12 protein-coding genes are annotated in these 14,424 nt (G+C 72.0%); 10 read left to right on the top strand and 2 right to left on the bottom strand.

Annotated elements, in window-relative coordinates:
• Window positions 1-51: 51 nt before the first annotated feature.
• Window positions 52-660, top strand: coding sequence for an amino acid-binding protein (locus ABZU32_RS21000; protein WP_354924395.1), 609 nt, complete (start codon window positions 52-54; stop codon window positions 658-660).
• Window positions 661-685: 25 nt separating this feature from the next.
• Here ABZU32_RS21000 and ABZU32_RS20995 read toward each other — a convergent pair whose 3' ends face one another.
• Window positions 686-1,987: an ABC transporter ATP-binding protein gene (locus ABZU32_RS20995; RefSeq protein ID WP_354924393.1), complete on the bottom strand. Its 1,302-nt coding sequence runs from the start codon at window positions 1,985-1,987 to the stop codon at window positions 686-688.
• Window positions 1,988-2,402: 415 nt separating this feature from the next.
• Between ABZU32_RS20995 and ABZU32_RS20990 the strand changes: the two genes are divergently transcribed.
• From ABZU32_RS20990 to ABZU32_RS20970, 5 genes are read left to right on the top strand one after another with little or no spacing between them, the layout of a single operon-like run.
• Complete coding sequence (locus ABZU32_RS20990; RefSeq protein ID WP_354924391.1) at window positions 2,403-3,701, top strand: extracellular solute-binding protein; 1,299 nt, start codon at window positions 2,403-2,405, stop codon at window positions 3,699-3,701.
• Between the two features lie 3 nt (window positions 3,702-3,704).
• Entirely contained in the window at window positions 3,705-4,700 is a 996-nt protein-coding gene (locus tag ABZU32_RS20985) for a sugar ABC transporter permease (protein ID WP_354836119.1), read from the top strand.
• Window positions 4,694-5,569: a carbohydrate ABC transporter permease gene (locus ABZU32_RS20980; RefSeq protein ID WP_354924389.1), complete on the top strand. Its 876-nt coding sequence runs from the start codon at window positions 4,694-4,696 to the stop codon at window positions 5,567-5,569. The genes ABZU32_RS20985 and ABZU32_RS20980 overlap by 7 nt, the downstream gene beginning before the upstream one ends.
• A 48-nt stretch (window positions 5,570-5,617) precedes the next feature.
• A complete protein-coding gene (locus tag ABZU32_RS20975; RefSeq protein WP_354924387.1) occupies window positions 5,618-7,234 on the top strand; it encodes a glycoside hydrolase family 13 protein in 1,617 nt (538 codons plus the stop codon).
• A gap of 10 nt (window positions 7,235-7,244) precedes the next feature.
• A complete protein-coding gene (locus ABZU32_RS20970; protein ID WP_354836113.1) occupies window positions 7,245-8,270 on the top strand; it encodes a LacI family DNA-binding transcriptional regulator in 1,026 nt (341 codons plus the stop codon).
• A 64-nt stretch (window positions 8,271-8,334) separates the two neighbouring features.
• Here the strand turns inward: ABZU32_RS20970 and ABZU32_RS20965 are convergent, their stop codons facing one another.
• Entirely contained in the window at window positions 8,335-9,507 is a 1,173-nt protein-coding gene (locus ABZU32_RS20965; RefSeq protein ID WP_354924385.1) for an FAD-dependent monooxygenase, read from the bottom strand.
• A gap of 185 nt (window positions 9,508-9,692) precedes the next feature.
• On the opposite strand from ABZU32_RS20965, the gene ABZU32_RS20960 reads away from it, so the two are divergent.
• From ABZU32_RS20960 to ABZU32_RS20945, 4 genes are all read left to right on the top strand, one after another.
• A complete protein-coding gene (locus ABZU32_RS20960) occupies window positions 9,693-10,652 on the top strand; it encodes a TetR family transcriptional regulator (RefSeq protein WP_354924383.1) in 960 nt (319 codons plus the stop codon).
• Between the two features lie 86 nt (window positions 10,653-10,738).
• Complete coding sequence (locus ABZU32_RS20955; protein WP_354924381.1) at window positions 10,739-11,881, top strand: PfkB family carbohydrate kinase; 1,143 nt, start codon at window positions 10,739-10,741, stop codon at window positions 11,879-11,881.
• A 172-nt stretch (window positions 11,882-12,053) separates the two neighbouring features.
• The gene (locus ABZU32_RS20950; protein WP_354924379.1) at window positions 12,054-13,517 is read left to right on the top strand and encodes an MFS transporter; all 1,464 of its coding nucleotides are present in this window, start codon (window positions 12,054-12,056) and stop codon (window positions 13,515-13,517) included.
• A 101-nt stretch (window positions 13,518-13,618) separates the two neighbouring features.
• Window positions 13,619-14,389, top strand: a complete 771-nt coding sequence (locus ABZU32_RS20945; RefSeq protein ID WP_354924377.1) for a GNAT family N-acetyltransferase — start codon at window positions 13,619-13,621, stop codon at window positions 14,387-14,389.
• Window positions 14,390-14,424: the final 35 nt, after the last annotated feature.

The following is a 14,424-nucleotide window of genomic DNA, read 5'->3' as shown; positions in this document are numbered from 1 at the left end:
GCGTGGCCCGGCTGGACATGAGAGGTGGTGGTGAAGGTGCTGAGAGTTCGGGTGTCGCTCCCTGACCGCCCGGGGGTCCTCGGACAGGTCGCCCGGGCGTTCGGAGTGCTCGGCGCGGACATCCTGCAGGTAACGGTCCTGGAGCGCGAGGCGGGCCGTGCGGTCGACGACTTCACCGTGTCCTGGCCGGGCGGCTTCGCCGCCGACGAGCTGCGCGACCGCCTGTCCGTCGTGCCGGGGGTGCGCATCGAGGGCGTGTGGCCGACCAGGGAGGTGCCCGGCGCGAGCCCCGACTACGACCTGCTCGGACACGTCGTCACCGACGCCGAGCGGGCCTTCGTCACGCTCGTCGACGCGGTGCCAGACCTGGTCAGCGCCGAGTGGGCCGTCGCGGTCGACTCCGACACCGGCGCCGTCGTGCACGGCAGCTGGCAGGCTCCGGGCGTGGAGGAGATGCCCGACCTGACGCCGCTGCGGCCCTCGGCGTTCAGCGAGGGGCCGCTGCACCTGCTCAGCCTCCCGGTCAAGGCGGCGGGCCTGCACCTGGTCGTGGCACGTTCCGAAGGGCCGGCCTTCCACCAGGTCGAGCTGGACAAGGTGGTCAGAGTGGTCGAGATCATCGCCCTGCTCGCCGCGGCGGAGCCCCGCACGCTCGCCTGAGGCGCGCGGCGCGGGGCGGGGGCTCCTACCGGCGGGGCGGGTCGATGCGGTTGCCCTGCACCGTGAAGAGCATCAGCCTGCTGAGGTCGACCGCGACGCGGCCGATCTCCCCGGCGCGCCACACCGGGCGGGAGCCGAGCCGGACGATGATGTCGGCGCGGCGGTGGTGGCCGCTGCCCGGCGTGGGCGTGTTCTCCTCGGCGTGCGGGGGTCCCTCGCCGCCCGAGATGAAGCGCCGCATCATCGTGCGCACCCGGCCCTGGCCGTGCGCCGCGTGCCCGTTGCCGTTGCCGTTGGTGTGGCCGTTGACCCTCGCGGGGCCGGGCTCGGGCGCGACCACGGCCGGGATGCCCACCTCCAGGTAGGCCAGCCACTCGTGGCCGTGGTACTCCAGCGCCCGCACCCTGCCGGTGAAGTGCGGCCCGTCGGCGCCCTCGGGGATCGGCGTGAGCCCGTCCGGCCGGATGCCCACGATGATCTGGCTGCCGGTGTGCTGGGAGACGGCGTACGCGCGGGGGTCGGTCCACGGCATCGTGATGTTGTGCAGGCCGAAGTCGAGCGAGATGTACTGGTTCTGCGGGGTCCGCACCGTCGCCGACAGCAGGTTCAGCTGCTGTGAGCTGAGGAAGGCCGCCACGAAGGCGGTGGCGGGGTCGTTGTAGATCTGCCCGGGGGTCCCCACGTCCTGCAGGACGCCGCGGTTCATGATGGCGATGCGGTCGGCCAGCGTGAGCGCCTCGACCTGGTCGTGCGTGACGTAGATCGTCGTGACGCCGAGCGCCCGCACCAGCGAGGAGATCTCCATGCGCAGTTCGGTGCGCATCCCGGCGTCGAGGTTGGACAGCGGCTCGTCCATCAGGAACAGCGAGGGCTGCCGGACGATGGCCCTGCCCATCGCCACCCGCTGGCGCTGCCCGCCGGAGAGCGTTCCAGGCCGGCGGTCCAGCGTCTCGTCGATGCGCAGGGCGCGGGAGAGCTCGACCACCCGCTCCCTGACCATGTTCGGATCGGCCTTGGCGATCTCCAGGGGGAAGGAGATGTTGCCCCGGACGGTGCGGTGAGGGTACAGAGCGCCGTTCTGGAAGACCATCGCCACATCGCGGTCGCGCGGGGCGAGGTCGTTGGCGTGCTTCCCGTCGAGATAGAGATCGCCGGCGGTGATCTCCTCCAGCCCGGCGATCATGCGCAACAGCGTGGACTTCCCGCATCCGGACGGCCCGAGCAGGACGAGCAACTCGCCCTCTTCCGCGCGCAGGCTCATGCGATCGACCGCGAGATGCCCCCCCGGGTACACCTTCGTCACGCTGTCGAGAACGACGGTACTCATCGTCACTCGTTCCTCCCGGGCATCAGAACCCGGATCCCAGCCGTCATTGTGATTGATGAGGTAGTACATCGCGTCCCGGGCCGCCGTGTCCATACGTGTCGTAATAAATCGCTCATGCGCTGGTTACTTGACCGTTGCCTCGCGGCCGACGTCAGGACGTGTGCAAACACCCGCTGGGAAAGGCGTCCGCGAGGCGCCCTTCGGCCGCTGGTGACGCGTGTCACTCGTCCGCGCGTTCTCCGGTAATGCCGATGCAATGACGGACGTGTCACAATTTGCAGCAACTTTCCGAAAGGTCTTTCATGTCAGTTCACACGCCTGTTACGTTCCGCGTACCCGGTGGACGCCGCCACCGCTCGGGGAGTGGCGGGCGTCCCGGTCTCATGGCAATGGAGCTGAGCAAGGAGTGCACACAATGCGGCGAGGCATCTCGGCAGCGGCGGCAGCCGCGGCGCTCGCGCTGGCGGTTTCCGCCTGCGGCGGCCAGGACACCCCCACCCCGTCGGCCGCCCCGGCCAAGAGCGCCGACGCCTCGGCCGTCTCCGGAGAGGTGACGTGGTGGGACACCTCCGACGCCACCAACGAGGGGCCCGTCTTCCAGGACCTGATCAAGGACTTCCAGGCCAAGTACCCTAAGATCAAGGTCAACTACGTCAACGTGCCGTTCGCCGACGCGCAGAACAAGTTCAAGACCGCGGCGCAGAGCGGCTCGGGCGCGCCCGACGTGCTGCGCGCCGAGGTCGGCTGGGTCGCCGAGTTCGCCTCCCTGGGCTACCTGGCCCCGCTGGAGGGCACCCCCGCGCTCGACAAGCCGGAGGACTTCCTCGCCAGCCCCGCGAGCAGCGGCAAGTACAACGGCAAGACCTACGCCGTGCCACAGGTCACCGATACCCTCGGCCTGCTCTACAACAAGGAGCTGCTGAAGAAGGCCGGCCACGACGCGCCGCCGAAGACCTTCCAGGAGCTCAAGCAGGTCGCGCTGGACGTCAAGTCCAAGGCGGGCGCCGACGGTCTGGCCCTCAACGTGGACGCCTACTTCCTGCTGCCGTTCATCTACGGCGAGGGCGGCGACCTGCTCGACGTCGCGAGCAAGAAGATCACCGTCGCCTCGCCGCAGTCCACCGCGGGCGTGAAGATCGTCGAAGACCTGATCACGTCCGGCGCCGCGGCCAAGCCGGCCATCCAGGACAGCTACACCAACGCCGAGACCGCCTTCAAGGAAGGCAAGGTCGCGATGATCTTCAACGGGCCGTGGTCGAACACCGACAACCTCGGCGGCAAGGTCTTCAAGGACAAGCCCGACAACTTCGGCATCGCCCCGGTGCCGTCCGGCTCGGCCAAGGCCGGCTCCCCGACCGGCGGCCACGACTACGCGGTGTACGCCGGCTCCAAGAACCTGGACGCCTCCTACCTGTTCGTCCAGTTCATGGACTCCGCCGAGAGCCAGGCCAAGGTCGCCGGCAAGCTCGGCCTGCTGCCCGCCCGCCAGTCCGCCTACGCCATGCCCGACGCTCAGGCCAACGACATGATCGCCAAGTGGAAGGAGCCCATGGCCTCCGCGGTCGAGCGTCCCTGGATCCCCGAGGGCGGCCAGCTGTTCCAGCCGCTGCTGGAGGGCTACCAGAAGATCGCCGCCGGCCAGAAGGGCACCGACGCGGCGCTGCAGGACGTCGCCAAGGCCTACCAGGGCATCCTCAAGGGCTGGAGTTTGTGACCCATGACGACGCAGGTCGTTGACGGCACGGCCGCGGGCGCACCGTCCCGCGGCCGCGCCCGCCGTCCCCGGCGCGAGGGCGGCGCGGGGCGGTTCCTCGCGCGCCACTGGTACGCGTGGGCGATGTGCGCCCCGGTGGTCATCGTCACCCTCGTGCTGATCGGCTACCCGCTGGTGCGCGGCCTCTACCTGTCGCTCACCGACGCGACCGAGGCCAACATGGGCCGCACCATCGGCATGAACGTCATCCCCTCGACCTACGAGTTCGTCGGCCTGTCCAACTACGCCGACATCGTCACCTCCAGCGAGTTCCTGTCCCGGCTCGGCTGGACGGTCACCTGGACCGTCGTCTGCGTCGCCCTGCACTACGGCATCGGCCTCGGCCTCGCCCTGCTGCTCAACCGGCCGATGCGGCTGCGCTCGCTCTACCGCATGCTGCTGGTGCTGCCGTGGGCCGTGCCGGCGTTCGTGTCGGCCTTCATCTGGCGCTACCTGCTCAACGGCGAGTTCGGCGTCGTCAACGCGATGCTCCGGGCGGCCGGCCTGGCCGGGGTCGACTGGCTGGACGACCCGCTGTGGGCCAAGGCCTCGGTCATCGCCGTCAACGTCTGGCTCGGCGTGCCGTTCATGATGCTCGCGCTGCTCGGCGGGCTCCAGGCCATCCCGCGCGAGCTGTACGAGGCGGCCGAGGTGGACGGCGCGACACCCTGGCAGCGCTTCCGGCACATCACCCTGCCGGGCCTTCGGCCAGTGTCCAGCACGGTCGTGCTGCTCGGCACCATCTGGACCTTCAACCAGTTCCCCGTCATCTTCCTGGTCACCAGGGGCGGACCCGGCGGGTCCAGCGAGATCCTCGTCACCTACGCCTACCGGCAGGCGTTCGAGGGCATCCGCAACTACTCGGGTTCGGCGGCGTGGGGCGTGCTCATCCTGGTCCTGCTCATCGTCCTGGCCGTCGTCTACCGCCGGGCGCTGCGCCGGCAGGGGGAGGCATGGTGAGCGCGCTCACCCCGGCGGGCGGCACGCGCCCGCGCGGCCGCGAGAGCCGCGGCCCCGGCAGGTCACTGGCCCTGCACGCCACGCTGATCGCCGCGAGCGTCATCGCGGTCTTCCCGGTCCTGTGGCTGGTGCTGACCTCGATCAAGCCCAGGGACGCCTGGCAGTCCTCCACGGTGGAGCTGTTCAACAGCCCGAGCCTGTCCAACTACGCCCAGGTGCTCGGCCAGACCGCCTTCCCTCGCTGGCTGGTCAACTCGCTGCTGGTCGCGGCGATGACCACCGTTCTCGGGGTGGTGCTCGCGGCCACCACCGGCTACGCGGTCAGCCGCTTCCGCTTTCCCGGCTACCGGTCGATCATGTGGATGCTGCTGGTCACGCAGATGTTCCCCGTGGCGATCCTGATCGTGCCCATCTACAACCTGCTCGCCGGCCTGGGTCTGATCAACCAGTTCCCCGGCCTGGTCATCGCCTACCTGACCTCGACCGTGCCGTTCTGCGCCTGGATGATGAAGGGCTACTTCGACACCGTCCCGGCCGAGATCGACGAGGCGGGACGGGTGGACGGGCTGACGCCCTTCGGCACGTTCTGGCGGCTGATCCTCCCGCTGTCCAGGCCGGGCCTGGCCGTCGCGGCCTTCTACTCCTTCATCACCGCCTGGGCGGAGGTCGCCTACGCGACCGCGTTCATGACCGGCGACGACAAGTACACGCTGGCGGTCGGGCTCGGGCAGTTCGTCGGCCAGCACAAGGCCGAGTGGGGCCTGCTCACCGCGTCCTCGGTGCTGATCGCCGTGCCGGCCGCCGTGGTCTTCCTGCTCGTCCAGCGCCACCTGGTCACCGGCCTCACCGCCGGGGCGACGAAGTCCTGACCCTCATGGTGGTATCGGTCCTGAAATTTCGGAGAATCGGGGATCCCAATGACCGACGTCGTCCGTGAAGCCCGCCCCGTCAAGGCGGCCACCCGGTGGTGGCGGGACGCGGTGATCTACCAGGTCTACGTGCGCAGCTTCGCCGACGGCAACGGCGACGGCGTCGGCGACCTGCTCGGCGTGCGCAGCCGGCTGGACTACCTGGCCGAGCTCGGCGTGGACGCCCTGTGGCTCACCCCCTTCTACACCTCTCCCATGGCCGACTTCGGCTACGACGTCGCCGACTACCGCGACGTCGACCCGATCTTCGGCACGCTCGCCGACGCCGAGGCCCTCATCCGGGACGCCCACCGGCACGGGATGCGGGTCATCATCGACGTGGTGCCCAACCACACCTCCGACCGCCACGCCTGGTTCCTCGAGGCCGTCCAGGCGGGCCCCGGCGCCCCCGCCCGCGACCGCTACATCTTCCGTCCCGGCAGGGGTGAGGCCGGCGAGCTGCCCCCCAACGACTGGGAGTCGGTGTTCGGCGGCCCGGCGTGGACGCGGCTGCCCGACGGCGAGTGGTACCTGCACCTGTTCGCCCCCGAGCAGCCCGACCTCAACTGGGACGCCCCCGAGGTCCACGCCGAGTTCGAGGCCATCCTGCGCTTCTGGCTGGACCTCGGCGTCGACGGCTTCCGCATCGACGTCGCCCACGGCATGGTCAAGGCCGCCGGGCTGCCCGACATCGGGTCGGCCGGGCAGATCGAGCTGCTCGGCACCGCCGTCCTGCCGTACTTCGACCAGGACGGCGTCCACGAGATCCACCGCACCTGGCGCCGGGTGCTGGACTCCTACGACGGCGAGCGCATCGGCGTCGCCGAGGCGTGGGCGCCCTCGCAGGAGCGCCTGGCCCGCTACGTGCGTCCCGACGAGCTGCATCAGGCGTTCAACTTCCACTTCCTGAAGGCTCCCTGGGACGCCGGCCGGCTGCGCGCGGTCATCGACGAGTCGCTGGCCACCGTCGGCCCCGTCGGGGCCCCGCCCACCTGGGTGCTGTCCAACCACGACGTCAAGCGGCACGTCACCCGGTACGGCGGCGGCGAGGCCGGCCTGCGCCGCGCCCGCGCGGCCGCCCTGCTGATGCTCGCCCTGCCCGGATCCGCCTATGTCTACCAGGGCGAGGAGCTCGGACTGCCCGAGGTGCTCGACCTGCCGGACGAGGTCTGCCAGGACCCGCAGCGGCTGCGCCACCCCGACGACGGCCGCGACGGCTGCCGCGTCCCCATTCCCTGGGCCCACTCCGAGCCGCCGTTCGGGTTCAGCCCGCCCGGCATCCAGGACACCTGGCTGCCCGTCCCGGCGTCCTGGGGCCCGCTCAGCGTGGAGGCCCAGCTCGATGATCCCGATTCGACGCTGCGGCTGTACCGGGAGGCGCTGCGGCTGCGGCGCGATCGCCCCGAGCTCGGCGACGGCGGCCTCACCTGGCACGAGTCACCCGCGGGGACGCTGACCTTCACCCGGGACGGCGCCTTCGCCTGCACGGTCAACGCCACCGGCGAGCCCGTGGAGCTGCCCAGGCCCGGCGCCCTGCTGCTGGCGAGCGGCCCGGTGACCGTGGAGGGCGGCGTCGCGCTGATGGCGCCGGACTGCGCGGCGTGGTGGGCCCTCGGCGATGCGTAAAGTAACGTCCATGAACGGCACTGCGCGGCTCGCCGACATCGCGGCCCAGGCGGGGGTCAGCGAGGCCACGGTCAGCCGCGTCCTCAACGGCAAGTCGGGGGTGTCGGCGAGCACCCGCCAGCTCGTGCTCACGGCGCTGGACCTCATGGGGTACGAACGCCCGCAGCGGCTGCGCCAGCGCAGCAACGGCCTCATCGGGCTGGTCACCCCCGAGCTGGACAACCCGATCTTCCCGGCGTTCGCCCAGGCCATCGAGAAGTCGCTCACCCAGCACGGGTACACCCCCGTGCTGTGCACCCAGAGCCCGGGCGGCGCCCCCGAGGACGAGTTCACCGAGCTGCTGCTCGAACGCGACGTCAGCGGCATCATCTTCGTCTCGGGCCTGCACGCCGACACCACCTCGCGCATGGACCGCTACACCCGGCTCACCGACCGCGGGCTGCCCATCGTCCTGGTCGACGGCTACAGCGAGCACATCGCGGCGCCGTTCATCTCGCCCGACGACCGCATGGCCGCCCGCCTGGCCGTTCAGCACCTGGTCGACCTCGGCCACGAGCGCATCGGCCTGGCGCTCGGCCAGCGGCGCTTCGTCCCGGTCATCCGCAAGATCGAGGGCTTCGCGCAGGCCATGTCGCAACTGCTCGGCGTGTCCGACTGCGAGGACCTGATCCAGCACTCGTTGTTCTCGGTCGAAGGCGGTCAGGCCGCCGCGTCGGCTCTCATCGGCCGCGGCTGCACCGGCATCGTCTGCGCCAGCGACCTCATGGCCCTGGGCGCCATCCGCGCCGCCCGTGAGCGCGGCCTGTCGGTGCCGGGCGAGGTCTCGGTCGTCGGGTTCGACGACTCGCCGCTCATCGCCTTCACCGACCCGCCGCTCACCACCGTCCGCAAGCCGATCGGCCCGATGGCCTCGGCCGCCGTCCAGACCCTGCTGGAGGAGATCGGCGGCGCCCCGCCCAAGAACATCGAACTGGTCTTCCAGCCCGAACTGGTGGTCCGCGGCTCCACCGGCTCGGGCCCCCTCGTCAACCGCTGAGACCGCTGACGGCCCGCCCTGGACGAGACGGCGGCCGCCGGTCGTGGGCTCCGCGGGCCGCCGGTCACGCGCCTTGACGGTGTGCGGTGAGGCGGCGTCTGGTCCAGACGGCGGCTGCTCCCAGCGGCCACAGGCGGGTGGCGAGGTTGCGGGTCAGGATGCCGGCCGAGGTCGCCGGGATCATCATCGCGGCGGCCTGGTCGACGCTCCGCTGCTTGGGCTCTACCAGCGTCCGGTGCCGCATCTCGTACCGGCCGAAGGCCGCCGCGTGGTCGGCGGGGGAGGCGGCGAGCTCCTCGGCCAGGGTGTGGGCCCCGGCGATGGCCAGGGTGGAGCCGTCCCCGAACAGCGACACGCACGACGCCGCGTCGCCGAGCACCGCGACCCGGTCGTGTGACCAGCGGGGGAGGTCCACCACGCTGACCGAGTCGAAGTAGAGGTCGTCGGTGGCCGCGACCTGCTCCAGCAGCTCGGGCACCCGCCACGAGCCGCCCGCGTAGGCGTCGGCGATCATCCGCTTGTGCTGTCCGGCGTCGCGGTGGTCGAAGTCCGGCACCATGGGCCCGCGGAACATGAACGCCGCCAGGGCCGGGCCGCCCATCGAGGGATGCACGGCGAGCGCCCTGCCCGGGGTGTTGTACATGACGACGTGGTGCGGGTCCTCGGCCGGGCGGTCCAGGCGCAGCGTCGCCACCCAGACCCCGGCGTGCCGCACGTAGCCGGGCTCCGGCCCGAACGCCAGCCGCCGCACGGTCGAGTGCAGGCCGTCGGCCCCGATCACCAGGTCGAAGCGCCGGGGTGCGGAGCGCTCGAAGGTCACCTCCACTCCGTCCGGGTCCTGGCTCAGGGTGGTGATGGAGTCGCCGAACAGCAGCTCGACGTGGTCCCGGCTCGCCTCGGACAGGATCGAGGCGAGGTCGCCGCGCGGCACCTCGACCTCACTGCTGCCGGCGGCGCGTTGCACGGCGCGCATGTTCACCCGCCCGACGCGCCTGCCCGCGGCGTCGACGAAGCTCAACCCCCTGACGTCCGTGGCCGCCTCGCGCAGGCGGGGCATGATGCCCATCCGCTCGGCGACCTCCACCGCGGGGCCTCGCACGTCCACCGGGCTCCCGCTGGACCTGACCGTCGTCGCGCGCTCCACCACAGTCGGCCGCATGCCGTGCCGCGCCAGCCAGTACGCCAGCGTCGGCCCGGCGATGCCCGCCCCTGAGATCAGCACTGTGCGCCCCGCCATCACGCTCTCCCGTCTCCGCGCCGCCATCCGACGGCCGGTCCCCGCCGATCCGCCCTGTGGCGGCCCGGGTCCTCCTCTTCGGCGCCCTGCGGCGCGCGAAGCCCCGGCGGCCATCTACTGACCATCGGTCAGGACGAGACGCTACCTTCCTGTCCGGCGGTCAGTCAACCGCTATGCTGATCCCCATGGCAGCGACACCGCCGGACACCCGCACCCGCATCCTCCAGGCCGCGCTGGAGGAGTTCGCCGCGCGCGGCTACCACGCCACGTCGATCCGCGAGATCGCCGAACGCGTGGGCGTGACCAAGACGGCGGTGCTCTACCACTTCCCGGGGAAGGCCGAGATCGTCGGCGCACTGGCCGCGCCGATGCTGGAGGATCTCGACGCGGCCGTGGCCGCCGCCGCGCGGTTGGCCGAGCCGGTCGCGGCGAAGTGGGCCGTCATCGAAGGGCTCGTCGAGGTGTGGCTGGCCCACCGCTACCTGCTGCGCATGAACCTCTATGACCTGGCGCTGGCCGTCGAGAACACGATCTTCCACCGCTTCCGCGACGCCATGGTGCGGGCGAACGCCCTGGTCGCGGGGCCCGACCCGGACTTCGAGCGGCAGGTGCGCGCCTCGCAGGCGATCGCGATGCTCTCCGACCCGATCGTCTTGTTCGCCGACGCCCCGGCCGGGGCCCTGCGCGCCGCGGTGCTGCGCGGGGTGCGCCTGCTGCTGGACGCCCCGCCGGACCTGTCCGCCGGGCGGACGGAGGGCTCAGCGCCGGACGGCCTCGCCCGCGCGGCGGCGGAGGTCCGCCTGCCGGACGGTCCCGGCCGGCCGGAGGGCGGCGGCACGGCGGACGGCCCCGCCCTGGTGGGGCACGGCGCGTCCGGCGGCTCCGCCCCGCCGGCGGGCGGCGCGTCCGACGGTCTCGCGCTACCGGCGGAAAGCGCGGCGGGGCAGGCCGGGAACGGCGCCGGAGCCGCCCCGACCTCTGGGGCGGCCCGCGTGCGGCGGGGACGGCCGGGAGTGATGAGCCCGGCCATGGCCGAGACGGCCCGCCGCATGCACGCCGCAGGGAGCACCGCCGCCGAGATCGCCGCCGCGCTCGGCGTCTCCCGCGCCACCGTCTACCGGCACCTCCCCGGGCCGGAGCAATAATGAGACAGTTATTGAGACGATTTTGAGACTGCGTCGTCCCGGTCGGGGATCAGGGCAGAGAGCCGGAGCGGAAGGGGTGGGCGCACGTGCACCGAGGTGAGCGTCCGGAGGGCGGCGCGCGGCAGGAGGGGGCCGCGCGGCGGGCCACGGGGCAGGTGGAGGCCGGGCAGGGCGAGGTGGGGCAGGAGCGCGTGGAGCAGGGGCGCGTGGAGCAGGGGCGCGTGGAGCGGGAGGACGCGGGAGAGCGGTACGACGTCGTGGTGATCGGCGGGGCCGGCGTGGACACGACCGTCTACGTGCCCGAGCTGCCGCTGCCGTACGCCGACACCTACGGCGTGCCGCCCGTGGTCGACCGCATCGGCAACACCGGCAGCGGCGTCGTGCTCGGCTGCCACGCCCTCGGACTGCGGTCGCTGCTGATCGACCTGATCGGCGACGACCCGCAGGGAGCGCTGATCCGCGACCACCTCGCCGCGCGCGGCGCCGGCTTCGCCTGGGCGATCGTCCCCGAGGGCACCCGGCGCAGCGTGCTCCTCGTCGGCCCCGACGGGCGGCGTACCTCGCTGTACGACGCCCGCGCGGCCGCCGGGCAGCGGCTGCCCGGCGGCCTGTACCGGCCCGCGATCCGCCGTGCCCGGCACGTCCACGTGTCGATCACCGACTTCTCCCGCCACCTGTACCCCGAGCTGCGGGAACTGGGCGTGCCCGTGTCGACCGACCTGCACGACTGGGACGGCGAGAACGACCACCACCGGGACTTCGCCTACGGCTCCGACCTGGTCTTCCTGTCCGCCGCCAAGCTCACCGACCCGCCGGCCGTCATGCGCGACATCATCCAGCGCGGCCGGGCCACCACCGTCGTCTGCACCGCCGGAGCCGCCGGCGCCTACCTCCTGGAGGTCCCCCCAAGCGAGCATGACGGACCTACGGCGGTGGGGCCGGCGGGCGCGGGGGAGTGGGAGCGCGCCGCCTCCGCCGACGTGCGGCATTTCCCGGCCGCGCCCCTGACCGCACCCGTCGTGGACGCCAACGGCGCCGGAGACGCCTTCGTGTCCGGTTTCCTCTACGGCCGGCTGCGCGGCCTGCCCGCCGCCGAATGCGTCCGCCTCGGCACCGTCGCCGGCGCTCACGCCTGCACCAGCGAGGGCACCCACGAGAACCCCATCGACGCGGGCACCCTGGCCCGTTCGTCCGAGACGGCCTGGCCTGGCCCGCTCACCAGCGGCTGACCGGCGGCGCCGTCCCCGTGCGCTCCCCATGCGCTCCCCATGCGCTCACCGGGCCGGGGCGGGGCCCGTTAGGACGCGCTCTCCCCGGGCAGAGGCCGTTGCCGTAGTCGCTGCCGGGGGCGGCCGAGGTTGGCGGCCGGTCCGGGCAGTGCGGACGCTAGGGCGGGTCAACATGTCAGATGTCGTGCGAACGCTGGTCCCGGCGCGCCTGGACCGGTTGCCGTGGTCGCGGTTCCACACGCGGCTGGTCGTCGCGCTCGGAGTCGCGTGGGTGCTGGACGGGATGGAGATCACGATCGCCAGCGCGATCGGGTCGGTCCTGCAGGACAAGCACACGCTCGGGCTGTCGGCGGTCCAGGTCGGGTTCACCGCCACGGTCTATCTCATCGGCCAGGTGGCGGGCGCGCTGGTCTTCGGCCGGCTGTCGGACCGCTTCGGACGCCGCAAGCTGTTCATCCTGACGCTCGCGCTGTACCTCGCCGCGAACGGCATCACCGCCTTCTCGCCGAACCTGGCCTTCCTGCTGGTCTTCCGGTTCTTCGCCGGCGCGGGCATCGGCGGCGAGTACGCGGCCATCCACTCGGCCATCGACGAGTTGATCCCCTCTCGCTACCGCGGCCGGGTCGACCTCGCGGTGAGCGGCACGTACTGGCTGGGCGCCATCATCGGCACCGCCAGCACCTACATCCTGCTCAACCCCGACCTCCTCCCGCTCAACCTGGGCTGGCGGCTCGGCCTGCTGATCGGCCCGGTGCTCGGCGCGGCCATCTGGGTGCTGCGGCGCCACCTGCCCGAGAGCCCTCGGTGGCTGCTCATGCACGGCAGGCACGAGGAGGCCGAGCAGGCCGCCGAGTCGGTCGAGAAGGCGGTCGCCGCCGGCGGGCACCGTCTGCCGCCGGTCGACGAGAGCAAGGCGCTGGAACTGCGCCCGCACGGGTCCCCGTCCTACCGGGAGATCATGCGCGTCGTCCTGCGGGAGTACCCGAGCCGCACCTTCCTGGGCGTGACCATGATGGTCAGCCAGTCGTTCCTCTACAACGCGATCTTCTTCACCTATGTGCTCGTGCTGAACACCTTCTACGGCGTGTCCCCGAACGACGCCTCGAAGTACCTGCTGGTCTTCGCGGTGGGCAACCTGGCCGGGCCGTTCATCCTCGGCCCGCTGTTCGACACCGTCGGGCGCCGGCCGATGATCTCCAGTACGTACATCGTCTCGGGAGTGCTGCTCGCGATCACCGGGTGGCTGTTCAAGCAGGGCGCGCTGACGGCGACGACGCAGACCATCCTGTGGTCGGTGATCTTCTTCGTGGCGTCGGCGGCGGCCAGTTCGGGGTACCTGACGGTGAGCGAGCTGTTCCCGCTGGAGATCAGGGCGCTGGCGATCGCGCTGTTCTTCTCGGTCGCCCAGGGCTTCGGCGCCCTCGGCCCGACCGTGTTCGGCGCACTCATCGGCGACCAGGCCCACCCCGACCCGACCCGCCTGTTCTACGGCTACCTGTTCGCCTCGGCCCTCATGATCGGTGCCGGGCTGGTGGCGTGGTTCTTCGCGGTCAAGGCCGAGCGCCGGTCGCTGGAGGACCTCGCCCCGTCGCTGTCGATGAGGGACGCCAAAACCAGTGCGGCCGCGGCCGGCTGACCCCCCGCCCCCTCTGGAGCCGGAGCCGGCCCGCCCGCCGTCCGCGGCGGCGGGCCGAGCCCGGCTCCTGTCCAGGTGAGAGGGCATCGTAGGGTTCTCACGTGCAAACAAGGCAGAACGAGGACACCGCGGCCGCCGTGTGGATGGACGCGATGAAGATGTTCGCGCGGGCGCAGCCGAGCGGCTTCTCCCGCGACGGTGCGCACGGCACCTCGCAGGTGATCTCGGGCGCCGCGATGCCGCTGCTGAACGGGGTGTTCAGCAGCGCCCGGGAGCCCGACGCCGCCGAGATCGCGGCCTTCGCGGGGTCTCCGGAACTGCGGTCGATGCCGTGGAGCGTCCAGGTGCGCGGCGAGCGGTTCGACCCGCGCATCGCCGACACGGCCGCCGCTCACGGGCTGGCGCGGCGGTCCACACTGCCGTTCATGCTCAAGTCGCTGTCGCAGGCCGACGCGGCGGACGCCGAGGACGGCGCGTCCAAGGTGCGCCCGGTCGGCGGGGACGAAAGCGCGCTGTACCAGGCGATGCTGGCCGCCGGGTACGAGGGGCCGCCGTCGCTGTTCACCCCGATGTGCCTGCCGTCCGTCCTGGACCACCCCGCCATGCGCGCCTACGTCGCCGAGGAGGCGGGCGAGCCGGTGGCCACCTCGTTCGGCGTCTTCCTCGGCGACCACGTGGCGGTGTTCAACATCGCCGTCCTCCCGGCGCACCGGCGGCGCGGCCATGGCAGGGCCGCCACCGCGGCGGTGCTGCGCGACGGGTACGCGACCGGGGCGCGCACCGCGTTCCTGCACTCCAGCACGATGGGCGTCCCGCTGTACGAGAGCATGGGCTTCCACATCGCGGAGAACTGGACGACGTTCATCTCCTGACAGGGCTCGCCATGGGTGAGGTGTCGCTACGCTGA

This window comes from Sphaerisporangium sp. NPDC005288 (assembly GCF_040607475.1).
Lineage (GTDB): Bacteria > Actinomycetota > Actinomycetes > Streptosporangiales > Streptosporangiaceae > Sphaerisporangium > Sphaerisporangium rhizosphaerae.
Note: the sequence above shows the minus strand (reverse complement) of the source record. Positions and strands in the feature narration are given on the sequence as shown.